Here is a 24974-nt window from a genome sequence, read left to right as displayed (position 1 = left end):
GCTACTGGAAGGCGGTTTCCAGGAAGCTGCGCAGCTTGCGCGAATGCAGGCGCTCCTTGGGCATGTCGCGCAGCAGCTCCAGCGCCCGTATGCCGATATGCAGGTGCTGGCCCACCTGGCGGGCGTAGAACTCGCTGGCCATGCCCGGCAGCTTCAGCTCGCCGTGCAGCGGCTTGTCGGAGACGCACAGCAAGGTGCCGTAGGGCACGCGGAAGCGGAAGCCGTTGGCCGCGATGGTGGCCGACTCCATATCCAGCGCGATGGCGCGCGACTGCGACAGGCGGCGCACCGGCTCGTGATGATCGCGCAGCTCCCAGTTGCGGTTGTCGATGGAGGCCACCGTCCCCGTGCGCATGATGCGCTTGAGCTCCCAGCCCGACAGGCCCGCGACCTCGGCCACGGCCTGCTCCAGGGCCACCTGGATTTCCGCCAGCGGCGGGATGGGCACCCAGGTGGGCAGGTCGTCGTCCAGCACATGGTCCTGGCGCACGTAGCCATGGGCCAGCACGTAGTCGCCCAGGCGCTGCGTGGTGCGCAGGCCCGCGCAATGGCCCAGCATCAGCCAGGCGGCCGGGCGCAGCACCGCCACGTGATCGGTGATGGTCTTGGCGTTGGATGGGCCCACGCCGATGTTGATCAGGGTGATGCCGGTATGGTTGGCGCGCCGCAGGTGGTAGGAAGGCATCTGCGGGGCGCGCGCCAGCGGCGAGCCTATGGTGGCCGCATGGGCGCCGGCCGGCGTGATGATGTTGCCCGGCTCGACCAGGTCTATGTAGCCCTGGTCGTCGGCCGCCAGCACGTCGCGCGCCCACTGGCAGAACTCATCCACGTAGAACTGGGAGTTGGTGAACAGCACGAAGTTCTGGAAATACTCCGGGCGCGTGGCCGTGTAGTGCTGCAGTCGGTGCAGGGAATAGTCGATGCGCGGCGCGGTGAAGGGCGCCAGGGGCAGGGGCTCGTTGTGCACGCGCTCCCAGGTGCCGTTGACGATGGCGTCGTCCATGACGGCCAGGTCGGGCACGTCGAAATGGTCCCTCAAGGTGTCGCCCGGGGATTCGAGCACGATGGTGACGGCGGACTTCACCCCGTTGTTCAACGCGAAATGCAGGGGGATGGGCAGGGAGGACTCGCCGATCTCCACCTTCACGCCGTGGTTGCGGATCAGCAGCTCCAGCTGCTCGAGCAGGTAGTCGTGGTAGAGCTCGGGCGCGGTGATGGTAGTCATGTAGGTGCCGGGCTCGACCACGTGGCCGTAGGACAGGCGGCTGTCCACTTCCTGGTAGGTGTCCACGCGCAGGCGCACCGCCGGATAGCAGGCCCGGAAGCGCTGGCCGCGCGGAAAGCCCGTCTGCAGGCACTGGGCGAAGGAGTCGCGCAGGAAAGCCGTGTTGCGGTCGTAGATGGCGCGCAACTGCTCCACGGCCCGGCCGGCGTCCTCGTAACCGTCGAACGGGATCAGTTCGGGCGTGGACGTGGTGCGGGCATAACCGGTCTGCTCAAGCATGGCGACAGTTCCAAGGCAAAAAAACGAGTATAGAAAGACAGCATGACAATCATAAGCGGTTTATAGTGCCCGCTTATCGCTTCCGCCCCTTATCCTGCCGTGAACCAGATCATCAACGCCGTCCTGCCCACGTTCGCCCTGATCCTGCTGGGCTGGCTGGCCCGGCGCGGCGGCGTGCTGGGCGGGGAGGCCATGGACGCGCTCAACAAGTTCGTGGTCTACCTGGCCCTGCCGGCGCTGCTGTTCAAGGCCATGGCCGAAATCCCCCTGGACCAGTTGCGCCAGCCCGGCTTCATCGCCGCCACGCTGCTGAGCATCGCCGTCGTCTATCTGCTGGGCTGGCTGTCCAGCCGCCGCCAGTGCGTGGAGCGCGCGGACGCCGCCCTGGACGCGCTCTCGGCCTCCTACTCCAATTCCGGCTACATGGGCATCCCGTTGTGCCTGATGCTTTATGGTCCGCAAAGCCTGCCCGTGGTGGCGCTGGCCATCGTCATGACGGCCTGCCTGCTGTTCGCCTTCACCCTGGCCAAGATCGAGTTCCTGCGCCAGCGCGGCGGCAACGGCCTGGCCGTGGCCCTGACGGTGGGGCGTTCGCTGCTGAGCAACCCCCTGGTGCTGGCGCCGCTGGCCGGCGCAGCCTTCGCCCTGGGCGAACTGCGGCTGCCCGCGGGCCTGTCCAGCACCGCCGGCCTGCTGGGCGCGGCGGCCAGCCCCTGCGCTCTGGTTTGCATTGGACTGTTTCTGGCGCAACCGCAAGCCCCCCTGTCCACCCAGCGGACACGTCTTTCTGTTGTTTTGTGCCTAAAACTGCTCGTCCAGCCAGCCCTGGCTGCGCTGTTCGCCTTCGTTTTGTTCGATATGCCGGTGATGTGGGCCAGCATCGCCGTACTGCTTTCCGCCCTGCCCACCGGCACCGGTCCATTCATGCTCGCGGCGCTCTACATGCGGGATAGCGCCCTGATCTCGCGCTCCATCCTGTGGTCCACATTGCTGTCCGTGGCGACCGTTTCGGTGCTCGTACGTCTTCTACCTCATATATAAGACTTGTCGAAAACCAGTAAATACATTAAGTATGTAGTCTTATTACAATAAGTATGAGATTCGGGCAGGCCGACTCCTTCATAATTTAGCGTTATCCAACCTGGCGTTGTGCTGGACGCGCGTGTGCCGTCTGCCATCAAGCCGCAAAATTAGCCTCCGTTAGAGCTTGTTTGCGAGGGTTTAGCGTTTTTTATATGCCGTTGGATGACGGTCTGCTTGCCCTGATGCCATACGAGCCCCGACGCCTGCGCCGCGGCCAGCGTCCCGCGCCCGACCCCCGCCCGCCGGCTGTATCGGGCGGGTTGCAGCAGCGATGTACGCCCGGCCTTTGCTTCGGGTTGGTCTGCGACATCGCCTTTACCGAATCACTTTTCACTATCAGCAAGGGTAACCATGACCACACGAATCTCCTGCCAGCGATTGCAAGTCGCCGAGGTGCTTCATCAGTTCATCGAGCAAGAAGCCTTGCCCGGCACTGGTGTTTCCTCCGAGTCCTTCTGGGCTGGTTTCGACAAACTGGTACATGACCTGGCTCCCAAGAACCGCGCGCTGCTCGCCGAGCGCGACCGCCTGCAGGCCGAACTGGACAAATGGCACGGCGCGAACCCAGGTCCCATCGCCGACATGGGCGCCTACAAGACGTTCCTGAAATCCATCGGCTACCTGCACGATGCGCCCGCCTCCGTAAAGGTGAACACCGCCAACGTGGACACCGAGATCACCGACCAGGGCGGCCCGCAACTGGTCGTGCCCATCATGAACGCCCGCTACGCCCTGAACGCCGCGAACGCGCGCTGGGGCAGCCTGTACGATGCCCTGTACGGCACCAACGCCATCCCCGATACCGACGGCGCGGAGCGCGGCGGCGCCTACAACCCCGTGCGCGGCGCCAAGGTCATCGCCTTCGGCCGCCAGTTCCTGAACGACTCCATCCCGCTGGCCCAGGGCAGCCATGACCAGGCCACCTCCTACGCCATCGTCGACGGTGCCCTGCGCGTCACGCTGGAAGACGGCGGCAGCACCGGCCTGAAGGACACCACCACCCTGCTGGGCTACCGCGGCCAGCCCGACGCGCCCGAGGCCATCGTGTTCCTGCACAACGGCCTGCACTTCGAGCTGCAGATCGACGCCGACAGCCCCATCGGCAAGACCGATCCGGCCGGCGTGAAGGACATCGTCCTGGAATCGGCCCTGACCACCATCATGGACTGCGAAGACTCCGTGGCCGCCGTGGATGCCGAGGACAAGACCCTGGCCTACCGCAACTGGCTGGGCCTGATCACCGGCTCGCTGACCGAAGACATCCGCAAGGGCGACAAGGTCTTCACCCGCCGCCTGGCCGAAGACCGCCAGTACACCGACCTGCAAGGCAAGGCCCAGGTGCTGCCCGGCCGCTCGCTGATGTTCGTGCGCAACGTGGGCCACCTGATGACCAACCCCGCCATCATCGACGGCGAAGGCTTCGAGATCCCCGAAGGCATCCTGGACGCCGTGGTCACCACCCTGATCGGCATGCGCGACCTGCAGCTGAAGAAGAATTCGCGCACCGGCTCGCTGTACGTGGTCAAGCCCAAGATGCACGGCCCCGACGAAGTGGCCTTCGCCTGCGAAACCTTCGACCGCGTCGAAGCCCTGCTGGGCCTGCCCGCCAACACGGTCAAGATCGGCATCATGGACGAAGAGCGCCGCACCAGCGTGAACCTGAAGGCCGCCATCGCCAAGGCCACCGAGCGCGTGGTGTTCATCAACACCGGCTTCCTGGACCGCACCGGCGACGAGATCCACACCTGCATGCAGGCCGGCCCCGTCGTGCGCAAGGCCGACATGAAGCAAGCCACGTGGCAACCCGCCTACGAGCGCAACAACGTCCAGGTCGGCCTGCAGTGCGGCCTGCGCGGCCACGCCCAGATCGGCAAGGGCATGTGGGCCATGCCCGACCTGATGGCCGAGATGCTGGAGCAGAAGATCGCCCACCCCAAGGCCGGCGGCAACACCGCCTGAGTGCCTTCGCCCACGGCCGCCACGCTGCACGCGCTGCACTACCACCAGGTCAACGTGGTGGAAGTCCAGAAGAGCCTGGAAAACGAAAACAACGACTACCTGGACAGCATCCTGACCATCCCCGTGGTGGAGAAACCCACCTGGACCGCCCAGGAAATCCAGGAAGAGCTGGACAACAACGCCCAGGGCATCCTGGGTTACGTGGTGCGCTGGATCGACCAGGGCGTGGGCTGCTCCAAGGTGCCCGACATCCATGACGTGGGCCTGATGGAAGACCGCGCCACGCTGCGCATCTCCAGCCAGCACATCGCCAACTGGCTGCTGCACGGCGTCGTCACCCGCGACCAGGTCGTCCAGACCCTGCATCGCATGGCCGCCGTCGTGGACAAGCAGAACGCCGGCGACCCCGCCTACCGCGACATGGCCGGCAACTTCGACACGTCGGAGGCCTACAAGGCCGCCGAAGACCTGGTGCTCAAAGGCCTGGAACAGCCCAACGGCTACACCGAGCCCACGAGACCGAGGCTGCCTGGTCTTCAAAGAAGCCCACGCCACGGTCTAAGCCCGGCTGCGCCGCCCGCCCCGCGCGGGGCAGGCCCATCCCCAGGAATCCCCGCCTCGCCAGCGGGGATTTTTTTGCCGCCGGGCTGCCGGAATGCCGCATCGCCCAAGGTAAAAAGCGCCCCCTTGGGGCGGCAAGCCGAAGGCGCAGCGTGGTGGTATTTTTTACCGCCGGAACGATCAGGCCGCGATGACGGCGATGCCTTTGAAGACTCCCCTGCGCATGACCTTTCCTACCGACGCGCTGCGGGCGATTCCTGTTTGCCCGTTCTCGTTATAAACTCTTCTACATAACGAAACCGCCAACAGGAAATCCCATGAGATCTTTGCTGTTTTCCGCCGTCTGCCATGAGCCCATCGACCTGAGCCTGGCCGTGCTGAAGGGACGCCCCGGCACGCCAGCCCTGGCTTCCTGGACGCGGTTCCTGGGCTGCTTTCCGGCGCTGCGGCGCCATGGGAATCACACATGAGCGTATTTTTCGAGCAAAGCCAGATCGACCAGTGGATCAGCGAGGACGCTTCCTACCTGGACCTGACCAGCCACATGCTGGGCCTGACCGAGCAGCCGGCCATGCTGCGCTTCATGGTCAGGAACGAGATCACCGTGGCCGGCACCGAGGAAGTCGTGCGTCTGGTGCAGGCCTGCGGCGGCCAGACCCGGCTGCACCTGCGCAGCGGCGCGCGCGCCGCGCCCGGCCAGGCCCTGCTGCTGGCCCAGGGGCCGGCGCAGGCGCTGCTGCGCGCCTGGAAGGTGGGGCAGAACCTGCTGGAATTCGCCTGCGGAGTGGCCAGCCTGACGCATGAGGTCGTGCGGGCCGTGCAGGCCGTAAACCCCGCCGTGGCCGTGCTCACCACCCGCAAGCACGCGCCGGGGCTGCGCAAGCTGGCGCTCAAGGCCACCCTGGCCGGCGGCGCCATGCCCCACCGCCTGGGCCTGGGCGAGACCATTCTGGTCTTTCCCCAGCATCGCGCCCTGCTGGGCGGCTGGGGTGAAGTCAGGCAGGCCGTCGACCGCCACAAGCACGCCATGTGCGAAAAGAAGATCGTGATCGAAGCCGACGGCCTGGACGAGGCCCGCCGCGCGATCGAAGCCGGCGCCGACGTGGTCCAGTTCGACAAGGTGCCGCCCGAGATCCTGGCGCGCATCGTGCCCGAGCTGCGCGCCGCCCATCCCGGCGTCCCCCTGCTGGCGGCCGGCGGCATCCACGCCGGCAACGCCGCCGCCTATGCGGCCACGGGCGTGAATGCGCTGGTGACCAGCAGCCTGCACTACGCCAAACCGGCCGATATCGGCGTGAAGATCGAACTGGCCGGCGGCCGCGGCGAACAGACGCTGCCGGCCACCGGGATGCCGGCCACCGGAGTGCCGGCCACCGGAACCGACGGGTTTCGCTGAGCCGCGAGCCGGATGAAGCGCTCAGGGATACCCCCCATGCAGGCGCCGACCGGGCGGGCCTACACTAGGCCCTTGCCACATTTCCACTCATGCTCCGGAACGGGGGGTTCCACATGGCGGCGGCAGCAGGGCTGGACCTGTCGGGACTGTACCGCAGCCCGGTCTTTCATTCTCAGGCGGCGGACCCGTCGCATCAGGAACTGAGCAAAGTCATCTCCAAGCACGGCCTGACCTGGGGCCGGGGCCGCGTCAACACGACGCTGTTTCGCCGCGACATCAGCCGCATCAGCGTCATGATCCTGGGCTACGGGGCCGAAGTGGAGATCCAGGCCGACGGCTTCCAGGGCTTCAGCCTGGTGCAGATGCCCTTGCGCGGCGTCGCCGAATTCATCAGCGACGGCTGAACCCTGACCGCCTGTCCGGGCGAGGTCGCCATCCTGTCGCCGCGCCAGCAGGTGCGCACGCTCTGGCAGGGCGGTTGCGAACAGCTCATTCTCAAGGTTCCCCATGCCCTTTTCGACGGGGCCTCTGGGCAGGATGCGCCGGCAGGCGTACGCCCCGCTCCCGCAGGCAAGATCGACAGCCGCCACGCGCCGCAGTGGGCGGCCCTGATCCGGCAATTGCTGTCCTTGTCCGGCTCCGACCATCCCGCCTGGCTGCGCCATGTCGAGACCGGACTCGCCCTGTTCCTGCTGTGCCACGGCGTCGCCGAGGAGCCAGCGGCCCGCGAACAGGTTCTGCTCGGGTCACAGGCCCGGGCCGGGCTGGCGCGCCTGCGGCAGGCGCAGGCCTACGTGCTGGGTCACCTGCACGCTCCCGTTTCCCTGGCCGACCTGGCCAGCGCGGCCGGGCTCAGCCCGCGGGCGCTGCACATACTGTGCCGTCGCCACCATGGGGAATCGCCCATGAACTGGGCGCGCAACCTGCGCCTGGAGGCCGCGCGCCGACGCCTGCTGGCCGACCCGCGCGTCGGCGTCACCGAGGTGGCGCTGGCGCACGGCTTCGGGCACCTGGGCCGTTTCTCCGCCTACTACCAGGCGCGCTTCGGCGAATTGCCGAGCGCCACGGGGCGGCGCGCGCCGCCCGGTCCGGCCTAGATGAACATGGCCTTGTTGATCGGCAGATCGTGCTGCTTACAGTAGCTCAGGTAGTGGTCCATCATCCAGAACACATCCACGATCTCGATGATGCGATCCTGCTCGTCCAGGAACTCGATGGGCGTGCCCAGGTGGAACAAGGTCTCCATGCCCTCGTCGGAGACCAGGGTGTGCGTGCGGCCGGGACTTTCATGGATGTAGTCGCCCGCCCTGGCCACCCAGTCATATTCTTCGTAGCGCAGGCTGCCCTTCAGCACGTAGCCGGTCACCTTGGCGCGGTGCCGATGCCGGCCCAGCGAACCGCCCTTGTCCGCGCGCATGATGTGCACGGATACGTTGTTGCGCACGTCGAAGCTCAGGTGGCGCAGCCAGATGTTGGGGATGCAGGGAATCCACGGCGAGGTCTCTTCCGACGTGTCGAAATGGCCCTCCACCAGCGCAAACTGGTCCCGCACCTGATCCAGGCGCTGCTCCACCTCGATGTACTTGTCGACGGTCTGTTCCATGTGTTTGTCTCCTGTTGGAATGAAGGCGTGATGCCGGACTTCATTCTAGGAATCGGTACGCCGCCAAACTATCCGGAAACCGCATGATGTGGGGCGGCGTCTGTCCGCTTCCGGCACGGACCGCCCGCGCCCATGCCGGGCGCGCAAGAAAAAACCCGCCGAGGAGGCGGGTTTTTCAGGGAAAGGCAGCAGGACATAGCCGCGCACCTGCACCAGCAGTTCATCCAGCCAGGCCAGCATCAGGTCGATTTCCTGGGACGTGATGTTCAGGGCGGGCATGAAGCGCAGCAGATTGGGGCGGGGCGAATTGAGCAGCATGCCTTCGGGCGCGCGCTCGCGGGCGGCGTTGACGATGGCCGGACCGTCGTCCTGGTCCAGGATCAAAGCGCGCAGCAGGCCGGAGCCGCGCTCGCCCTGCATGCCCCACTTGGCGCTGATGGCCAGCAGGCCCTCGGACAGTTGCCGGGCGCGGGCGTTGACCGCGTCCAGGAAGCCGGGCGAGGTCAGTTCGTCGAACACGGCCACGCCGGCGGCGGTCATGAGAGGGTTGCCGTTGTAGGTGCCGCCCTGGTCGCCGGGCTGGAAGCAGGAGACTTCCTCGCGGGCGCACAGCGCCGACAGCGGCACGCCGCCGCCGATGCCCTTGCCCAGGGTCATGATGTCGGGACGAATGCCGGCATGCTCGTAGGCGAACAGCGTGCCGGTGCGGCCCATGCCGGTCTGCACCTCGTCCACGATCAGCAGCACTTTGTGCTCGTCGGCCAGGGCGCGCAGGCCCTGCAGGAACTCCACCGTGGCGCGGATGACCCCGGCCCCGCCCTGCACGTGCTCCAGCATGATGCCCACGGGCTTGTCGTCGATCAGGGCGCGGACCGATTCCAGATTGTTCAGTTCGGCCTTGGGGAAACCCTCCACCTGGGGCGCGAACAGGCGATCCCAGCCGGGTTTGCCCGAAGCGGACATGGTGGCCAGGGTGCGGCCATGGAAGGAATGGTCGAAGGTGATGATCTTGTAGGCGCCATCCTTGTTCAACTGGCCCCACTTGCGGGCCAGCTTGATCGCGCCTTCGTTGGCCTCGGCGCCGCTGTTGGCGAAGAACACGCGGTCAAAGCAGGAGTGCGTGACGATGCGCTTGGCCAGCTCGATGGAGGGCTCGTTGTAGAAGGCGGGCGAGGGATTGATCAGCTTGGCGGCCTGCTCGTTGATCGCCTTGATGACGCCGGCGGGACTGTGGCCCAGCGCGTTCACCGCCCAGCCCTGGACCGTGTCCAGGTATCGCTTGCCGTTGTGGTCTTCCAGCCAGGAACCTTCTCCTCGCACGAAAACCAACTCCGGACGCTGGGTAATTTCCATTAATGCACGTACACCGGCCCGATCGAATTCCATAACGGCAAACCTTGATCAAAGAAGAAAAAATAAACCAGCCCGGCGGCTGGACAAGCCAATTCTAACGCAGCCTGCCCCGCCCGGAACGCTTGAGCCTGGGACAATTGTCTTCCGGCCGCCGATTGTCCCTTTTCCGGCACAAACGGGGCGCCCGGGCCGGCCGCAAGCCGCGCGCCGACGGGCCTGGCAGCTAGAACAGGCCGTCCAGGTTCAGTTGGCGGGGCTGCTCCGGGGGCAGCTCGCTGATGGGCAGCAGGGCGCTGGCCTTGACGCCCAGCAGGCGCAGGCGCCGGTCCAGCACGGCGCGCTTCAGGTTCTGGCGCGCGGCGGCCAGGATGGCGTCGGCCGCCAGCACCGGCGCGGGCAGGGACAGGTCGCGGGTGACGATCTTGAAATCCTCGAACTTGAGCTTGACGCCTATGGTCTGGGCGCACATGCCGGACTTGCGCAGGTCCTGCTCCAGCTGCTCGCACAAGGCCTGCAGCACGGCCGACAGGCGGGCGCGGTCCTGGCGCACGTGCAGGTCACGCTCGAAGGTGGTTTCGCGGCTGGTGGACTTCGGGATGCGTTCGGTGGACAAGGGCCGCTCGTCCTGGCCCCGGGAGACGGCCATCAGCCACCGGGCGTAGCGCAGGCCGAAATGCTCCTGCAGCAGCTCGGCCGGCGCCGCCCCCATTTCCCCGATCTGGTGCATGCCCAGCCCCGCCACCTTCTGAAAGACCTTGGGGCCGATGCCGTTGATCTTGCCGACCGACATGGGCCAGATGCGCGTGGGCACGTCCTCCATGGTCAGCACGCAGGCGCCGTTGGGCGTGTTCAGCTCGGAGGCGATCTTGGACAGCAGCTTGTTGGGCGTGACGCCCACCGAACAGGTCAGGCCCGTGGCCTGGTTGACGGCGCGGCGGATCTGCTCGGCCAGGACCAGGCTGTCTTCGGTCCTGTGGCTGAGGTCCACGTAGATCTCGTCGATGCCGCGATCCTCGATGCGGTCGGACACCGTGGCCACGGCCTGCTTGAACAGGTGCGAAAAATGGCGATAGGCGTGGAAGTCGGCCGGCAGCAGGATGGCCTGGGGCGCCAGCTGGGCCGCCTTCATCAGGCCCATGGCGGAGAACACGCCCAACTGGCGCGCTTCGTAGGTGGAGGTGGTGACCACCCCGCGCCCGACATAATCCCCCAGGCGCGCCAGGCGCCAGCTGCCGTCGGGCAACTGGCGCGGCGCCTGGGTGCTGCGCCCGCCGATGACCACGGGCAGGCCGCGCAGATGCGGGTAGCGCAAGAGCTCCACGGAGGCGTAGAACGCATCCATGTCCACGTGCGCGATGCGTCGGTCAAGCGATTCCATCCCCTGCGCCTGGGCCTTGGCCAGCCTCCATACTGTATATATAGACACTATTGTAGCGTCAAGACCGAGCGCCCGGCTGAATGAACAGATGGATGACTTGGGTCACTAAATTAAATAACAGTGGCTTTTCGCTGAAGATATGTATTGAGATGATCTGACTTATAGCTGAAATTACGTATTGAGCCCGCTTGGATCACTCATATACTATGCAGCCACTCGTCAGCGAACCACACACCCCACAAGGAGGTTTTCATGAAAAAAACACTATTGGCCGCCGCACTGGCGGCCCTGGTCGCCGTACCCCTGGCCGGCCATGCCAAAACGCTGAGATGGTCCAGCCAGGGCGACTTCATGACCCTGGACCCGCACGCCCAGAATGAAAACCTCATCATCACCGGCAGCTCCTATGTGTACGAGCCGCTGGTGGACTACGACAAGGACTTCAAGATCGTGCCCTCGCTGGCCACGTCCTGGGAGCAGCGCGAACCCACCGTCTGGCGCTTCAAGCTGCGCGAAGGCGTGAAATTCCACAACGGCGAGCCCTTCTCGGCCGACGACGTGGTGTTCTCCATCCATCGCGCCCTGGCGCCCACCTCCAACTTCAAGGCCTACGTGAACGGCATCGACAAGGCCGTGAAGGTGGACGAGCACACGGTGGACATCATCACCACCGCCCCCAACCCCGTGCTGCTGCGCCAATTGACCAACGTGTTCATCATGAACAAGGACTGGTCGGAAAAGAACAACGCCGCCCAGCCGCAGGATTTCAACAAGAACGAGGAAACCTATTCCGCGCGCAACACGAACGGCACCGGCCCCTACAAGCTGAAGTCGCGTGAAGTGGACGTGCGCACCGTGTTCGTGGAAAACGAGCAGTGGTGGAACAAGGACAAGAAGATCGGCAACGTCACCGAAGTGATCTACACCCCGATCAAGCAGAACGCCACCCGCACGGCGGCGCTGCTCTCGGGCGAAGTGGACCTGGTGCTGGATCCGCCCGCCCAGGACCTGCAGCGTTTGCGCCAGCAGGCCAAGATCGTGGAAGGCAACGAATACCGCACCATCTTCCTGGGCCTGGACCAGAAGAGTCCCGAACTGAAGTACAGCGCCATCAAGGGCAAGAACCCCTTTGCCGACCAGCGCGTGCGCGAGGCCCTGTACCTGGCCATCGATACCGAGGCCATCAAGAAGGCCGTGATGCGCGGCTCCTCCGCCCCCACCGGCACCATGATCGCGCCCCAGGTCCATGGCTGGACCAAGGAGCTGGCCCAGCGCGTGCCCTACGACCTGGACAAGGCCAAGCAACTGCTCAAGGACGCCGGCTACGAGAACTCCCTGTCCTTCACGCTGGACTGCCCGAACAACCGCTACATCAACGATGAGGCCATCTGCCAGGCCGTGGTGGGCATGTGGGCCAAGGCCGGCGTCAAGGCCAGCCTGAACGCCATGCCGCGCGCCACCTACTTCCCCAAGGTGCAGAACTACGACACCAGCGCCTACCTGTTCGGCTGGGGCGCGCCCACCTTCGACGCCCTGTACACCCTGCCAAGCCTGATGCACAGCAAGGGCGAAGGCGCCGACGGCTCCTTCAACTTCGGCAACTACGAGAACGCCGAGGCGGACAAGCTGATCGACCAGATCAAGACCGAGACCGATACCGCCAAGCGCGACGCGGCCATCCACAAGGCCCTGGAGATCCACGCAAAGAAATTCGGCCACATCCCCCGGCACGACCAGATCATTCCCGGGGCCATGGCCAAGAACGTGGACGTGATCCACCGCGCCGACAACCGCCTGTCCGCCCAGTGGGTGACCATCAAGTAAACCCGTCCCGCGCCCGTCCCGCATCCGGGGCGGCGCACCTGTCCTGCCGCCGCAGGGAGCCATGCCCCCCATTGCGCAATCCATGGACGAATTCAAACTATAAAGACAACACTGGGGTCGCGAGTGATCCTCGCATTCCACCAGGAGCAGCCTATGCTGGTATTCATCATTCGCCGCCTGATCCAGGCGGTCCTCGTCATGCTGACGGTCAGCCTGCTGGCCTTCGTGCTTTTCCGCTACATCGGCGATCCGGTCACCATCATGCTGGGCCAGGACGCCACTGAACAGGATCGCATCCAGTTGCGCGCCAGCCTCGGGCTGGACCAGCCCGCGCCCGTCCAGTTCACCCGCTTCGTGAGCCAGGCGGTGCAGGGCGAGTTCGGCCTGTCGCTGCGCCAGGCCCAGCCGGTCTCCACACTGCTCAAGGAACGCCTGCCCGCCACCGTGGAGCTGTCCGTGGTGGCCGCCTTCCTGGCCCTGCTCATAGGCCTGCCGCTGGGGGTATACACCGCCCTGAAACGCAACGGCTTCCTCGCCCAGAGCGTGCTGGCCTTCTCCCTGCTGGGCATCTCGCTGCCCACCTTCCTGATCGGCATACTGCTGATCCTGGTCTTTTCCGTGCTGCTGGGCTGGCTGCCCAGCTACGGCCGCGGCGAGGTGGTGCGCCTGGGCTGGTGGAGCACGGGCCTGCTGACCTGGGACGGCATCAAGCACCTTATCCTGCCGGCCATCACCCTGTGCCTGTTCCAGCTCACGCTCATCCTGCGCCTGGTGCGCTCGGAGATGCTGGAAGTGCTGCGCGCCGACTACATCAAGTTCGCCCGCGCCCGCGGCCTTTCGCGGCGCGCCATCCACTTCGGACACGCCCTGAAGAACACCATGGCGCCGGTCATCACCATCACCGGACTGCAGCTGGGCGGCATCATCGCCTTCGCCATCGTGACCGAAACCGTCTTCCAGTGGCCGGGCATGGGCCTGCTCTTCATCCAGGCCGTGCAGTTCGCCGACATCCCTGTCATGGCGGCCTACCTGTGCCTGATCGCTCTGGTCTTCGTCATCATCAACCTGCTGGTCGACCTGCTGTACTTCCTGGTCGATCCGCGTTTGCGCTCCCAGTTGTCGGGCGCCAAGGGGCATTGACATGAGCGCCAGCCTGAAACGCGCCTGGAACAGCGACCTGGTCTGGTCGTGGCGCCATTCCCCCATGGCCGTCGCGGCCACCATCCTTACGCTGCTGCTGTTCATCGGCGCCCTGGGCGCCCGCTGGATAGCGCCCTTCGACCCCTTCGACCTGGCCTCCATCAACCTGATCGACGCGCTCAAGCCGCCCGTCTGGGCCGCCGACGGCGAGGCCCGCTACCTGCTGGGCACCGACAGCCAGGGCCGGGACCTGTATTCCGCCCTGCTGTACGGCACGCGCACCTCGCTGTTGATCGGCCTGGCCTCGGTGCTTCTGTCCATGCTCGCGGGCATCGTGCTGGGCCTGGTCGCCGGCTACGCGGGCGGACGCGTGGATGCCTTCATCATGCGGGTGGCCGACGTGCAGCTGTCCTTCCCGGCCATCCTGATCGCGCTGCTGATCGACGGCGTGGCGCGCGCCGTCTTCCCGCTGAACATGCACGATGCCATCGCCTTCCCGGTGCTGATCGGGGCCATCGCCCTGGCCGGCTGGCCGCAGTACGCCCGCACCGTGCGCGGCTCCACGCTGGTGGAGAAGAACCGCGAGTACGTCCAGGCCGCGCGCGTCATCGGCGTGTCCGCGCCGCGCATCATGTTCAGCCACGTGCTGCCCAACGTGACGGGGCCCGTGCTGGTGCTGGCCACCGTGCACCTGGCCACCGCCATCATCACCGAGGCCACCCTGTCCTTCCTGGGCGTGGGGGTGCCGGCCACCTCGCCCTCGCTGGGCACCCTGATCCGCATTGGCAACGACTTCCTGTTCTCCGGCGAGTGGTGGATCACCATCTTCCCCGGCGCCATGCTGGTGCTGCTGGTGCTGTCGGTCAACCTGCTGGGCGATTGGCTGCGCGACGCCCTGAACCCCAAACTGAACTGAACCATGACTGCCTTATTGACTGTCCAAGACCTGTGCGTCGAATTTCCGACCCGGCATGGCGTGCTGCATGCGCTCGATCATGTGTCGTTCTCCATCAGCGCCGGCGAAGTGCTGGGCGTGGTGGGGGAGTCGGGCGCCGGCAAGTCCCTGACCGGCTCCTCCATCATCGGCCTGCTCGATGCGCCCGGACGCATCAGCGGCGGGCGGATCCTGCTGGACGGCCAGCGCATCGACAATCTGGACGAAGAACAGATGCGCAAGGTGCGCGGCCGTCGGATCGGCGCCATCTTCCAGGACCCGCTGACCTCGCTCAACCCGCTGTACACCGTCGGCCGGCAGCTTGCCGAGACCATCGTGACGCACCTGCCGCTGTCCTGGAAACAGGCGCGCGAACGGGCCATCGAACTGCTGGAGGCCACCGGCATCCCGGCCGCGCGCGAGCGCATCGACCACTACCCGCACCAGTTCTCCGGCGGCATGCGCCAGCGCGTGGTGATCGCCCTGGCCCTGGCGGCCGAGCCCAAGCTGATCGTGGCCGACGAGCCCACCACCGCGCTGGACGTGTCCATCCAGGCGCAGATCATCGATCTGCTCAAGAAGCTGTGCCGCTCGCAGGGCACGGCCGTGATGCTGATCACGCACGATATGGGTGTGATCGCCGAGACGGCGGACCGCGTGGCCGTCATGTACGCCGGGCGCGTCATCGAGATCGGTCCGGTGCAGGACGTGATCCAGAAGCCCAGCCATCCCTATACCGCGGGCCTGATGCGCTCCATCCCCAACCTGCACGCCCAGCTGGAACGCCTGGAGCAGATCCCCGGCAGCATGCCGCGCCTGAACGCCATCCCCCCGGGCTGCGCCTTCAATCCGCGCTGCAGCCGCCGCATGGAGCGGTGCCTGCGCGAGCGTCCCGAACTGATGCCCGTTCCCCCACAAACGCTGGCGGCCTGTTGGCTGCATGAACAGGAGCCCGCATGAGCACCTCCCATCAAGCCCTGGTCCACGTCGAGGACGCCGCCTGCTGGTTCGACGTCTCGCCGCCGCTGCTCGAGCGCCTGGTGTACCGCAAGCCCAAGGTCAGCCTGCGCGCCGTGGACGGGGTGAGCTTCACCCTGAACAAGGGCGAAACCCTGGCCCTGGTGGGCGAGTCCGGCTGCGGCAAGTCCACCGTGGCGCGCCTGCTCACGGGCCTGTATTCGCTGACGCGCGGCGACATCCGCTTTGACGGCAAGTCCATCCAATCCATGGACAAGGCCGAGCTGCAGGCCATGCGCAAACGCCGCCAGATGATCTTCCAGGATCCCTACGCCAGCCTGAATCCGCGCTGGCGCGTGGGCCGCATCATCGCCGAGCCGCTGGTCACGCACACGCGCCTGACGGCCCAGGAGCAGGAGCAGAAGGTGGGCGAGCTGCTGACCCAGGTCGGCCTGAGCCCGGCGGATGCGCAGCGCTACCCGCACCAGTTCTCGGGCGGCCAGCGCCAGCGCATCTCCATTGCACGCGCCCTGGCCATGCAGCCCGAGTTCATCGTCTGCGACGAACCGACCTCGGCCCTGGACGTCTCCGTCCAGGCCCAGGTGCTCAACCTGATGAAGGACCTGCAGCGCGAACTGGGCCTGACCTATCTGTTCATCTCCCACAACCTGGCCGTGGTGCACCACGTGGCCGACCGGGTGGGCGTGATGTATCTGGGCCGCATCGTGGAAATCGCCGGCCGGGACGCCTTGTTCTCGCAGCCGCGCCACCCCTACACGCGCATGCTGCTGGGCGCCATTCCCGACATGAGCGGAGCCGGCAAGAGCCGCATCCCGGTGGCCGGCGAAGTGCCCAACCCGCTGAACCCGCCCTCGGGCTGCACCTTCCATCCGCGCTGTCCCCTGGCCAACGAACGCTGTCGCCGCGAGGCGCCGGCGCTGCTGGACACCGCCGGGCACGAAGTGGCCTGCCATGCGGTGCAGGAGGGTCGCAGCGAGCCGTGAATACGGGCTCTTCCTTGATGAAGTCACAGGGGGGCTCTACCTGTTCAGAAGCAGGGGAAGCTTGGGGTCGGCTAAGCAATGGCAAGAATGGTCTTTGTGAAGGCGCCATGGCCTTGGGTCACTGCGCTCCATGTCTTGATCACGCTGGCACACCGCCGTTTGGGCCAAGTAAAGCGATGCTGTTTTCTTGAGGGGGACTGGCTGGGGCTGGCGGGCGAGTCAGGGCTCTCGCCGCAGACCGTTGACCGGGGCAGGAGGCAAGACCCGTTCTGTTTGAGGGCGACGCTTGTGGCTTGTCCGGGGGACAAGCCACCGTCCGAGTTAACGGGGCGCCTGCTCCGGGCAATGGACAAGGGCACCCGTGCGCAGCACGGGCGAGAGGCCCAGCCGGACAGCCCCAGCCAGTCCCCCTCAAGAAGACCGAGACTCTTCCTTGCTTGGCCCAAACAACCCACCCCACAGGAACTCTCTTCCAACAAATCAAGCCCGCCGACGCAAAGGCTGCAGGCCCGGCGCCGGCGTGACGGCGGGGTGAGGGGCCTGCATGTGCAGGCTGCGGGTAGCCAGGGCCTGTTCGCAGGCGTCGTCGTGCGTGGCGAACAGCAGGGGCAGGCCGCAGTCGAGCAGCGCCTGCTCGACCTGCTCGGCCGCCCGACGATCCAGCGAGGCCGTGGGCTCGTCCAGGATCAGCAGCCGCGGACGCATGGCCAGCAGGCCCGCCAGGGCCACGCGCCGTTTCTGCCCGCCCGACAGCACGGCGCAGGGGCGCTGCGCCAGCTCGGCGATGTGCAGCGCCTCCAGCACGCCCCAGGCCCGCTCGGTGGCCTGGGCGTCATCCAATCCCAGGTTCAAGGGGCCGAAGCGCACGTCGTCCAGCACCGTGGGGCAGAACAGTTGATCGTCGGGGTTCTGGAACATGAAACCCACCGGCCCGCGCAACACGTCGAAATCGCGCGGCCGCGCCAGGGCGTGGCCCAAGATGCGCAAGCTTCCGCCGTGCAGGGGCAGAAAGCCCATCAGAGCCATCAGCAAAGTGGTCTTGCCCACTCCCGACGGCCCGCGCAAGGCCAGGCGCTCGCCCGGCAGCAGATCCAGGTCCAGCTGGTCCACGATGCGCAACCCGCCCTGCTCGACGCACAGGCCGCGCGCCTCGATCAGGGAATCGGCAGGGGTGGGGGAAATCGGTTTCATAAGGGCATCCATAACAGCAGCGCCAGCCCCATCAGGGCCAAGGCCGCCAGCAAGCCGTCGCGCCGCGCCGGGCCCGCGCCCGCCCGCACGAGGAAGCGGCCGCGATAGGCCCTGGCCTGCATGGCCCGGGCGATGGCGGTGGCGCGGTCCAGGCCGTCCAGGAACAGGTGGGCCAGCAGCAGGCCCAGCGTGCGATAGCTGTGCCGGTCGCCGCGAAAGCGAAAGCCGCGCGCCGCCAGCACGCGCTCCAGGCGCAGGCGCACCTGGCGAATGTCTTCCAGGTAGCGGATCATCAGAAAGGCCACCAGCGCCAGCTTGTCCGAGCGCGTCAGGGCCGCGATGCCGGCCGCCAGCGAATCGGCATTCTGACGGCGCAACGCGATGGCGCACAACAACATGGCCCCATTGGCCCGCGCCAGGGCGAGCAGTCCCAGGTCCAGGCCCGCCGGCGACAGGCTCCAGGCGGAAATGTCCACTGCCAGCAAAAGCAGCATGAACAGCAGCAATATATTGGCGGGGACCAGGCGGCGCAGCAAGGCGCGCTGCTGGCCGCGCCAGCGCCAGAGCGCCAGGGGCAGCAGCAGGACGGCCGCCAGGACGCTGCGCGCCAGATCGTGCGAGACGGCCAGCATCAGGCTGCCGGCGAACGCCAGCAGCAAAGGCAGCCGGGCGTCGCGCGCGGCCATCAGGAGCGCAGCAGCGCGAACACGTCCGGGCGCAGTTGCTGCAGGCCGCGCAGGCACAGCGCCGTCACCGCCGCCTCGATGGCGACGATGGGCAGGTGGAACACGAACAAGGTTGCAATGGCCTTGGCGAACAAATGGCCGCCGCTCAGGTACAGCAGCGCGGCGGCCACGAGCGCCGCGCCGCTGACGCCGGCGGCCGCGGCCAGCGCGCCGGCCAGCAGGGGCCGCGTCTGCAGCCAGGGGCAGGCCAGGTAATGGGCCAATACGGCCGGCAACCCCATGATGAGCAGGTTGGCGCCCCACACGGCAAAGCCGCCGAAGCCGAACAGGGCCGCCTGCAGCACCAGGGCCAAGGCGATGACGGGCACGGCGGTCCAGCCCAGCAGCGCACCCAGCAGCCCGTTCAGGATCAGGTGCACGCTGCCGGGCCCCACCGGCACGTGTATGGTGCCCAACGCGAAGAACACGCAGCCCAGCATGGCCGCCAGCGGAATGGTGCGCTCGTTCAGGCGGCGCACCGTGGCGGCCACCAGCGCGCCGGACAGGACCAGGCTGCTGGTGACGACGGGAGCGGACAGGATTCCTTCGGATAGATGCATGGTCGACGCCTAGCGGGGACGGCGGCGGCTGAGCCAGTACAGGTACGCGCCCGCCAAACCGACAATGTAGCCGATTCCGCCCACGATATCCGACAGGCGCACGCGCGCCTCCAGGCGGGCGATGTCCTGGCGGATCAAGGCCAGGTCGGCCGCCTGCGCGGCCGGCACGGCCGAGCCCGCCGAGGCGGCGCTGACGGCCACCTCGGCCTGGGCGCGATGGCCTTCCATGCCGTAGGCCACGGCCAGGTAATGGCCGTCGGGGGCGTCCGGCCACGCGAAGCGGCCCTGGGGGTCGGTCTGGGTGTAATGCCTGGGATCGCCGTCGATCGGGCCGGGCTGGGCGAAGAATTCCACCCGCTCGTCCACGGCGGGCGTGCCGTCGGAATAGAAAAGCTGGCCGGTGACGCCCTGCGCGCCGGACTGGGCCGACAGCATCAGGGCGTGGGACCAGGCCGCGCCCGCCCACAGGGCGGACAGGCCCAGCACGCCGGCGGCGAGTCGCTGGACCGTCTTCATCACTGGCCTGCGTTGAAGATCAGGTTGACGGAGATGGAGTTCTCGTCGGTCTTGGGATCGCCCTGCACGGGCACGCGGTGGCTGGCGGAAATGAAATTGCGGCCCGGCGTCACGTCGAAGAAGGCCTTGCCCTGCGCGTCGGTCCTGAGCGGACTGTCCTCGGAATCGTCGATGCCCACGGCCCAGCCGGCGGCCGGCCGCCCCTGGTACAGCACCTGGACCTCGACCTTCTCGCCGGCCTTGGGAGCCTGGGCGTTCAGGGCAAGGATCTCCGCCTCCTGACCTGCGGGCCGGCCGGCCTGGGCGGACCAGTCCATGATGTATTTGTGATACTTGACCGGATGCGTGCCATGCGTGGCGCCTTTGTTCTCGTCCTTGGCCACATTGATGGTCTTGCCGCCGGGGGCCTTGCTCCAGTAGCCATTGTCGAACACCAGGGTGGCCAGGGCGGGCTCGCCCGCAAAGCTCAGCACCACGCCCTTGTCGGTGTCCTGGCGCTGCACCTGCAGCGCCTTGCCCTGGGCGTCCACCGCCTGGACCTGCTTGACCTTGTCGTTGGCATAGGGCTCGAGACCGGCCTTGTGGCCGTAGACCACAGCCCAGTTGCCGTCCTGGGGCGCCAGCCAGGCATCATGCGCCTGGGCCAGGCCCGTCAAGGACAGGGACAGGGCCAATGCGGAAAGAAGGCTTTTTTTCATGACAGACTCCATCAATAAAAAACAGGTTAGAACGAAAGCTGGGCGCCCAGCATGACGCTGCGCGGCGCGCCCACGCCATAAAGCGGCTGGCCGGAGATCATGAACGCGCTGGAGGCGTACTTCTTGTCGAAAACATTGGCCACGTTCAGGTAGAGGCGATGCGTGCCCTTGTGCTTGAAGCGATAGCTGAGGCCGGCGTCGAACACGGTGTAGGCGCCCGCCATGCGCTGCTCGCGAAGCTCGGCGTCAGGCACATTGAGCGCCTGGCGGCCCACATGACGCACGGCCGCGAAACCGCCCAGGCCCAGTTCCGGGCGATAGGACACTTCCAGGCGGCTGGTGCTGCGCGGCACATTGGCCACGCGCGCGCCCACGGCATGGGGATCGGGATTGCGCAGCACCTCGCTGTCGGACCAGGCGGTGACGGCGGCCAGGTGCCAGTCGGGTACGAACTCCCAGCCCAGGGACAGTTCCACACCGTCGCGGCGCGTCTTGCCGAAGTTCTGCGCCACCCCGCCCACGGTGCCGATCTCGTTGCTGCTGGTCAGGCGATACCAGGCCAGGTCCGCCTCCAGCGAATCGAGCAGGTCGAACTTGGCGCCCACCTCGATCTGGTCGAAGGTATTGGGCTTCAGGTCCACGCCGCGCTTGTAGATGGCTTCCACGGGCGGCAAGGCGAAACCGCGGCTCCAGCTGCTGCGCAGATCCAGCCAGGAAGCGACCTGCGAGCTGAAGCCGACCTTGGGACTGAACTGCTTGTAGCGCTCGGTGGAGGAGCAGTCCCGTCCGTCGGCCAGCTCCCTGCCGCGCACCGAGCACTTGCCCTTGAAGGTATCGAAGCGCAGCCCCGCCGTGGGACGGAACACGGGCGTGGGCACCCACTGCACTTCGCCGAACAAGCCGGTGCTGTCCAGGCGGTAGCGGCGGTTGCTGCCGGGCTCCAGCCCCGCGCGCGAGCGATCCTGCTCGCCGTCGAAGCGCAGGTAGTCCGTGGTCTCGCGGTACAGCTCGAAGCCGCTGGTCCAGTTCAGTTCCGAACCGCCGCCCAGCATGTGGCGGCCGTTCAGGTTCATGCCCGCGCCCAGCACGGTGCGCTTGTAGTCATCCTCGCTCTGGCTCCAGGGCCGTCCGGCATCGCATCCTTGGGGTAGGTGGACCAGCGGGTCAAGGTCTGGTGCGTGGCGTAGGCGAAGCTCAGCAGCTTGAGCTGCTCGGACAGGGCATGGTTGACGTCCACCCGGCCCGTGAAGAAATCCTTCTTGCCGCCATCGCCCTGCACGCGCGGATCCACGCTGTAGGGGTCCCGGTCGAAGCGGTCCTGAGTGACATAGGAGCCGGCATCCCACCTGCCGCTGTAGGCGCGCCCCGAAAAAGCGATGTCCAGATCCGGATTGACGAACCAGTTGTAGCGCGCCGCCACCGTGCCCTTGTCGAAGCGCGAATCATCGCGGAAACCATTGCTGCGGCCCAGTTGCATGGCCGCATTGAATTGGCCGGCCTCGTTCTCGGCGCCAACGGCGCCCTGCAGGTCGCCCGTGCCGAAGGAGCCCCCGGACGCGTCCACCTCCTGGTAGTTGCCGCCCTTGCGGGTCTGCATCTCCACCAGGCCTGCACGGTTGAAGTTGCCGTACAGCACGGAGCTGGGACCTTTGTAGACAGTCATGCGCTCCAGTTCCAGCGGAATGACCACATTCAGATCCGCGTAGCCGTCATCGTGCGACATGGCTTCGTTCAAGGGGATGCCATCCAGCATGAAGCCCAGGCTGCCGCCATGTCCGCCGCCGCTGAAGCCGCGCACGGAGATCGAATCGGCGATGCCGCCCAGGTTGTAGTTGTCCACGCTGACGCCCGCCACGCGGTTCAGCAATTCCTGGGGCTGGCGCGTGACGGAGTCGCGGATCAGTTCCTGGTCAAAGCTCTGGGCCGTGACCGGCAGCACGTCGGCCCGCAATGCCTGACCCTTGAGCACGATGGCGTCCAGGCGGGGCGCCTGCTGCGCGTGGACGGTCGCGGCCAGACAGGCCGACAGGACGGCGGCGCTCCATGCGCACGGCCGGACGACAGAAACGTGACGCGACATGCCGCCGTCGCGACCCAGGTGCAACAACATCGAAATTCCTTGAGTGCCAGAGAATGACCGGCGGCCTGACGCGCGCAACGCGCTCGCCCAGAAGGATCAGCACCGGGGCAAATGGCGGCGCATCCCCGCCGGCGGCAGGCATGGCCCCATGTATCGTATGAAGAATTCATAAAAGTTCATACGGCGGCACAGAATAGCATAGTGGCGGCGGGAATCAATATGCCGCCCCCAAATACGCATATCGGTTTGAATATAGTCCTGATCAGCTTGGCGCAGGGCGTCGCCTCCACCCGCCCATCAGCGCTCTTTGGCCCGCATTCCCGCGTAAAACGCGTAAAATCGGACATTGCGCCCACGCCCCGAAACCGCCACAAGGAACGCCATGCGACGCCTAACCATTTCTGTCGAGGACAGCCTGGCCGACGCGTTCGATGAACTCGTCCAGAAGAAAAACTACCTGAACCGCTCCGAAGCCTTCCGCGACCTGGTCCGCAAGGAACTAGGCCAGCACGAGCTGCAGGATGACGGGGTGGAGTGGTGTGTGGCCACCGTGTCCTATGTGTACGACCACCACGAACGCCAGTTGGCCAACCGCCTGACCCAGATGCAGCACGACCATCACGACGTCATGGTGGTCTCCCAGCACATCCACCTGGACCATGCCCACTGCCTGGAAACCGCCATCCTGCGCGGTCCCATCGCCCAGGTGCGCGCTTGCGCGGACGCCATCGTGGCCCAGACCGGCGTGCGCCACGGCCACGTGCACATCGTGCCGGTGGAAGTCAGCGAGCACGCCCACACCCACGGCCACAGCGAGCACGTGCACGTCCAGCCGCTGCGCTAGGCGGGGCCGGAATCATCTGGCAGGAAGGTAAAGCCCAGGCGCCGCCTGGGCGAAGCCGCTAGCCCTGGCGCGCGGGAGCGAAATCCGCCAGGTGGCAGGACAGGATGTCGGCGATGGCGCGGTCATCCAGGCCGCGCTGGCGCAGGTCGGCCGACAGGGCGTCTATGTCCACGCGGGCCAGTTCGCGTTCGGCGCCGCGGGGTCGTTCATCGCGCACGATGCGGAAGTCGAAGTCCCGCTGGGCGGTCTTGCGCACTTCGTAGTACATGATCTCGTCAATCTCGTTCTCGGGCGTGAAGGTCAGCACCGTGGGCCGCATGTCGTACAGCTCGGCCGTCTGCACGTACTCGGAAGCGCAGATGATGACCGTGTCGCCCTTCTGGCAGGTGCGCGCGGCCGCGCCGTTGAGCACCACGCAACGCGAGCCGGGTTCGCCGTAGATCACGTAGGTGGATATGCGGGCGCCGCTGTCCTTGTTCCAGATCTCCACGAACTCCATGGGCAGGATGCCTGCCTTTTCACAGATTTCGGGATCCAGCGTGATGGACCCGTGGTAATTCAGGTCGGCGCCGGTAATCTTGATGCCATGCAGCTTCGCACGGACCACTTTTTTCATGACAACACTCTCTAGGGTGAATCAGTCCGCTTCGGGCGGACTCCTGGAGCCCTGTGGACGCGCCGGCGGCGCGGGCCCCGCAACCCCGTCGGGGGTAAGATGGAGTCTGAATGATAAACCCAGAAGCTTCGCGAAATACGTTTTTATCCACAAATGTTTACGGGAAAACCACAGCCAGGATGATTTTCCTGGGACGCACTCTGTGATGTAATTCCCCTTCCGTGCGCAACGCCCGGCCGACCTTTTTCATTTCCGACACGATACGCCCTCCATGCCCAACCTGCTCATCGAAAACATTCACAAACGCTACGGCTCCCTGGAAGTCCTCAAAGGGGTGTCGCTGAGCGCCGAGCCTGGAGACGTCATCAGCCTGATCGGCTCCAGCGGTTCGGGCAAGAGCACCTTCCTGCGCTGCATCAACTTCCTGGAGACGCCCAGCGCGGGCCGCATCGTCATCAAGGGAGAGGAACTCAAGACCCGGCCGGACCCCAGGACGGGCGAGCTGGCCGTGCAGGACAAGCAGCAGCTGATGCGCCTGCGCACCAGCCTGGCCATGGTGTTCCAGCACTTCAACCTGTGGTCCCACATGACGGTGCTGGAAAACATCATCGCCACGCCAATCCATGTGCAAGGCGTGGACAAGGCCCAGGCCATCGCCAAGGCCGAGCACTACCTGGACAAGGTCGGCCTGTCGCGCGACCTGGCCAGGCAATACCCGGCCTTCCTGTCCGGCGGCCAGCAGCAGCGCGTGGCCATCGCCCGGGCGCTGGCGCTGGAGCCCGAAGTGATGCTGTTCGATGAACCCACCTCCGCCCTGGACCCGGAACGGGTGGGCGAAGTGCTGCGCGTGATGCAGGACCTGGCCGAGGAAGGCCGCACCATGGTGGTGGTGACGCACGAAATGAGCTTTGCGCGCAATGTATCCACCAAGGTGGTCTACCTGCACGAAGGCGTGGTCGAGGAAGAAGGCGCGCCCGAACAGGTGCTGGTGGCCCCGCGCAGTCCCCGCCTGGCCCAGTTCCTGGCGGCCGGGGACCACCCGCGCTAA

General features: G+C 66.3%; 22 protein-coding genes and 3 pseudogenes. 13 read left to right on the top strand and 12 right to left on the bottom strand.

The window, feature by feature from the left end; all coding sequences use genetic code 11:
- Position 1 precedes the first annotated feature (1 nt).
- Positions 2 to 1504 (bottom strand): AMP nucleosidase, encoded by a 1503-nt coding sequence (locus tag ACWPWO_RS00815; RefSeq protein WP_454003662.1) that lies wholly within the window; start codon positions 1502 to 1504, stop codon positions 2 to 4.
- A 99-nt stretch (positions 1505 to 1603) separates the two neighbouring features.
- On the opposite strand from ACWPWO_RS00815, the gene ACWPWO_RS00810 reads away from it, so the two are divergent.
- From ACWPWO_RS00810 to ACWPWO_RS00785, 6 genes and pseudogenes are all read left to right on the top strand, one after another.
- Entirely contained in the window at positions 1604 to 2545 is a 942-nt protein-coding gene (locus tag ACWPWO_RS00810) for an AEC family transporter (protein ID WP_454003660.1), read from the top strand.
- 393 nt (positions 2546 to 2938) lie between these two features.
- Positions 2939 to 5059: pseudogene (locus ACWPWO_RS00805) on the top strand (malate synthase G); the annotation flags it as partial.
- 365 nt (positions 5060 to 5424) lie between these two features.
- On the top strand, positions 5425 to 5577 hold the full coding sequence (locus ACWPWO_RS00800) for a hypothetical protein (RefSeq protein WP_454003659.1): 153 nt from the start codon (positions 5425 to 5427) through the stop codon (positions 5575 to 5577).
- A complete protein-coding gene (modD, locus tag ACWPWO_RS00795; RefSeq protein ID WP_454003657.1) occupies positions 5574 to 6503 on the top strand; it encodes a ModD protein in 930 nt (309 codons plus the stop codon). The genes ACWPWO_RS00800 and modD overlap by 4 nt, the downstream gene beginning before the upstream one ends.
- An 89-nt stretch (positions 6504 to 6592) precedes the next feature.
- Positions 6593 to 7186 (top strand): annotated as a pseudogene (locus ACWPWO_RS00790) (cupin domain-containing protein); the annotation flags it as partial.
- A gap of 111 nt (positions 7187 to 7297) precedes the next feature.
- Complete coding sequence (locus ACWPWO_RS00785; protein WP_454006217.1) at positions 7298 to 7600, top strand: helix-turn-helix transcriptional regulator; 303 nt, start codon at positions 7298 to 7300, stop codon at positions 7598 to 7600.
- On the opposite strand, the gene ACWPWO_RS00780 is transcribed toward ACWPWO_RS00785, so the two are convergent.
- The 3 genes and pseudogenes from ACWPWO_RS00780 to dinB form a co-directional block, all read right to left on the bottom strand.
- Positions 7597 to 8106: a 2,4'-dihydroxyacetophenone dioxygenase family protein gene (locus tag ACWPWO_RS00780; protein WP_454003655.1), complete on the bottom strand. Its 510-nt coding sequence runs from the start codon at positions 8104 to 8106 to the stop codon at positions 7597 to 7599. The two genes, ACWPWO_RS00785 and ACWPWO_RS00780, sit on opposite strands and share 4 nt — an antisense overlap.
- Before the next feature lie 201 nt (positions 8107 to 8307).
- Positions 8308 to 9492: pseudogene (locus ACWPWO_RS00775) on the bottom strand (acetylornithine transaminase); the annotation flags it as partial.
- 190 nt (positions 9493 to 9682) lie between these two features.
- A complete protein-coding gene (gene dinB / locus ACWPWO_RS00770; protein ID WP_454003652.1) occupies positions 9683 to 10837 on the bottom strand; it encodes a DNA polymerase IV in 1155 nt (384 codons plus the stop codon).
- A gap of 252 nt (positions 10838 to 11089) precedes the next feature.
- Between dinB and ACWPWO_RS00765 the strand changes: the two genes are divergently transcribed.
- The 5 genes from ACWPWO_RS00765 to ACWPWO_RS00745 all read left to right on the top strand — a co-directional run bounded on the left by ACWPWO_RS00765 (position 11090) and on the right by ACWPWO_RS00745 (position 16696).
- Entirely contained in the window at positions 11090 to 12661 is a 1572-nt protein-coding gene (locus ACWPWO_RS00765) for an ABC transporter substrate-binding protein (protein ID WP_454003650.1), read from the top strand.
- A 153-nt stretch (positions 12662 to 12814) separates the two neighbouring features.
- On the top strand, positions 12815 to 13801 hold the full coding sequence (locus tag ACWPWO_RS00760) for an ABC transporter permease (RefSeq protein WP_454003648.1): 987 nt from the start codon (positions 12815 to 12817) through the stop codon (positions 13799 to 13801).
- Between the two features lies 1 nt (position 13802).
- Positions 13803 to 14717: an ABC transporter permease gene (locus ACWPWO_RS00755; RefSeq protein WP_394063147.1), complete on the top strand. Its 915-nt coding sequence runs from the start codon at positions 13803 to 13805 to the stop codon at positions 14715 to 14717.
- 3 nt (positions 14718 to 14720) lie between these two features.
- Positions 14721 to 15695 (top strand): ABC transporter ATP-binding protein, encoded by a 975-nt coding sequence (locus ACWPWO_RS00750; RefSeq protein ID WP_454003646.1) that lies wholly within the window; start codon positions 14721 to 14723, stop codon positions 15693 to 15695.
- Entirely contained in the window at positions 15692 to 16696 is a 1005-nt protein-coding gene (locus ACWPWO_RS00745) for an ABC transporter ATP-binding protein (protein ID WP_394063143.1), read from the top strand. Before ACWPWO_RS00750 ends, ACWPWO_RS00745 begins: the two co-directional genes overlap by 4 nt.
- A gap of 480 nt (positions 16697 to 17176) precedes the next feature.
- On the opposite strand, the gene ACWPWO_RS00740 is transcribed toward ACWPWO_RS00745, so the two are convergent.
- Genes ACWPWO_RS00740 through ACWPWO_RS00710 form a run of 7 tightly spaced genes read right to left on the bottom strand, consistent with a single transcriptional unit; the run spans position 17177 to position 22496 of the window.
- Positions 17177 to 17887 carry an energy-coupling factor ABC transporter ATP-binding protein gene (locus ACWPWO_RS00740; protein WP_454003644.1) on the bottom strand — a complete coding sequence of 237 codons (711 nt, stop codon included), beginning with the start codon at positions 17885 to 17887 and terminating at the stop codon, positions 17177 to 17179.
- On the bottom strand, positions 17884 to 18573 hold the full coding sequence (locus tag ACWPWO_RS00735; protein WP_454003642.1) for a CbiQ family ECF transporter T component: 690 nt from the start codon (positions 18571 to 18573) through the stop codon (positions 17884 to 17886). Before ACWPWO_RS00735 ends, ACWPWO_RS00740 begins: the two co-directional genes overlap by 4 nt.
- On the bottom strand, positions 18573 to 19172 hold the full coding sequence (gene cbiM, locus ACWPWO_RS00730; RefSeq protein WP_454003640.1) for a cobalt transporter CbiM: 600 nt from the start codon (positions 19170 to 19172) through the stop codon (positions 18573 to 18575). The genes ACWPWO_RS00735 and cbiM overlap by 1 nt, the downstream gene beginning before the upstream one ends.
- A gap of 9 nt (positions 19173 to 19181) precedes the next feature.
- On the bottom strand, positions 19182 to 19688 hold the full coding sequence (locus ACWPWO_RS00725; protein ID WP_454003638.1) for a hypothetical protein: 507 nt from the start codon (positions 19686 to 19688) through the stop codon (positions 19182 to 19184).
- Positions 19688 to 20386 (bottom strand): DUF4198 domain-containing protein, encoded by a 699-nt coding sequence (locus tag ACWPWO_RS00720; RefSeq protein WP_454003636.1) that lies wholly within the window; start codon positions 20384 to 20386, stop codon positions 19688 to 19690. Before ACWPWO_RS00720 ends, ACWPWO_RS00725 begins: the two co-directional genes overlap by 1 nt.
- Before the next feature lie 26 nt (positions 20387 to 20412).
- Positions 20413 to 21459 carry a TonB-dependent receptor domain-containing protein gene (locus ACWPWO_RS00715; protein ID WP_454003635.1) on the bottom strand — a complete coding sequence of 349 codons (1047 nt, stop codon included), beginning with the start codon at positions 21457 to 21459 and terminating at the stop codon, positions 20413 to 20415.
- On the bottom strand, positions 21456 to 22496 hold the full coding sequence (locus ACWPWO_RS00710) for a TonB-dependent receptor (RefSeq protein WP_454003632.1): 1041 nt from the start codon (positions 22494 to 22496) through the stop codon (positions 21456 to 21458). The genes ACWPWO_RS00715 and ACWPWO_RS00710 overlap by 4 nt, the downstream gene beginning before the upstream one ends.
- Positions 22497 to 22848: 352 nt before the next feature.
- Between ACWPWO_RS00710 and nikR the strand changes: the two genes are divergently transcribed.
- Entirely contained in the window at positions 22849 to 23310 is a 462-nt protein-coding gene (gene nikR / locus ACWPWO_RS00705) for a nickel-responsive transcriptional regulator NikR (protein ID WP_454003630.1), read from the top strand.
- A gap of 58 nt (positions 23311 to 23368) precedes the next feature.
- Here nikR and panD read toward each other — a convergent pair whose 3' ends face one another.
- On the bottom strand, positions 23369 to 23926 hold the full coding sequence (gene panD, locus ACWPWO_RS00700; protein WP_454003628.1) for an aspartate 1-decarboxylase: 558 nt from the start codon (positions 23924 to 23926) through the stop codon (positions 23369 to 23371).
- 271 nt (positions 23927 to 24197) lie between these two features.
- On the opposite strand from panD, the gene ACWPWO_RS00695 reads away from it, so the two are divergent.
- Positions 24198 to 24974: an ABC transporter ATP-binding protein gene (locus ACWPWO_RS00695; protein WP_394063126.1), complete on the top strand. Its 777-nt coding sequence runs from the start codon at positions 24198 to 24200 to the stop codon at positions 24972 to 24974.

This window comes from Alcaligenes sp. Marseille-Q7550 (assembly GCF_965112015.1).
The sequence above is the reverse complement of the archived record's forward strand: the minus strand, read 5'-3'. Positions and strand labels throughout refer to the sequence as shown.

Coding starts and splice junctions, on each gene's coding strand:
- ACWPWO_RS00815 (WP_454003662.1), bottom strand. CDS start 1,504: ATGCTTGAGCAGACCGGTTATGCCCGCACCACGTCCACGCCCGAACTG.
- ACWPWO_RS00800 (WP_454003659.1), top strand. CDS start 5,425: ATGAGATCTTTGCTGTTTTCCGCCGTCTGCCATGAGCCCATCGACCTG.
- modD (WP_454003657.1), top strand. CDS start 5,574: ATGAGCGTATTTTTCGAGCAAAGCCAGATCGACCAGTGGATCAGCGAG.
- ACWPWO_RS00780 (WP_454003655.1), bottom strand. CDS start 8,106: ATGGAACAGACCGTCGACAAGTACATCGAGGTGGAGCAGCGCCTGGAT.
- dinB (WP_454003652.1), bottom strand. CDS start 10,837: ATGGAATCGCTTGACCGACGCATCGCGCACGTGGACATGGATGCGTTC.
- ACWPWO_RS00765 (WP_454003650.1), top strand. CDS start 11,090: ATGAAAAAAACACTATTGGCCGCCGCACTGGCGGCCCTGGTCGCCGTA.
- ACWPWO_RS00760 (WP_454003648.1), top strand. CDS start 12,815: ATGCTGGTATTCATCATTCGCCGCCTGATCCAGGCGGTCCTCGTCATG.
- ACWPWO_RS00755 (WP_394063147.1), top strand. CDS start 13,803: ATGAGCGCCAGCCTGAAACGCGCCTGGAACAGCGACCTGGTCTGGTCG.
- ACWPWO_RS00750 (WP_454003646.1), top strand. CDS start 14,721: ATGACTGCCTTATTGACTGTCCAAGACCTGTGCGTCGAATTTCCGACC.
- ACWPWO_RS00745 (WP_394063143.1), top strand. CDS start 15,692: ATGAGCACCTCCCATCAAGCCCTGGTCCACGTCGAGGACGCCGCCTGC.
- ACWPWO_RS00740 (WP_454003644.1), bottom strand. CDS start 17,887: ATGAAACCGATTTCCCCCACCCCTGCCGATTCCCTGATCGAGGCGCGC.
- ACWPWO_RS00735 (WP_454003642.1), bottom strand. CDS start 18,573: ATGGCCGCGCGCGACGCCCGGCTGCCTTTGCTGCTGGCGTTCGCCGGC.
- cbiM (WP_454003640.1), bottom strand. CDS start 19,172: ATGCATCTATCCGAAGGAATCCTGTCCGCTCCCGTCGTCACCAGCAGC.
- ACWPWO_RS00725 (WP_454003638.1), bottom strand. CDS start 19,688: ATGAAGACGGTCCAGCGACTCGCCGCCGGCGTGCTGGGCCTGTCCGCC.
- ACWPWO_RS00720 (WP_454003636.1), bottom strand. CDS start 20,386: ATGAAAAAAAGCCTTCTTTCCGCATTGGCCCTGTCCCTGTCCTTGACG.
- ACWPWO_RS00715 (WP_454003635.1), bottom strand. CDS start 21,459: ATGAACCTGAACGGCCGCCACATGCTGGGCGGCGGTTCGGAACTGAAC.
- ACWPWO_RS00710 (WP_454003632.1), bottom strand. CDS start 22,496: ATGTTGTTGCACCTGGGTCGCGACGGCGGCATGTCGCGTCACGTTTCT.
- nikR (WP_454003630.1), top strand. CDS start 22,849: ATGCGACGCCTAACCATTTCTGTCGAGGACAGCCTGGCCGACGCGTTC.
- panD (WP_454003628.1), bottom strand. CDS start 23,926: ATGAAAAAAGTGGTCCGTGCGAAGCTGCATGGCATCAAGATTACCGGC.
- ACWPWO_RS00695 (WP_394063126.1), top strand. CDS start 24,198: ATGCCCAACCTGCTCATCGAAAACATTCACAAACGCTACGGCTCCCTG.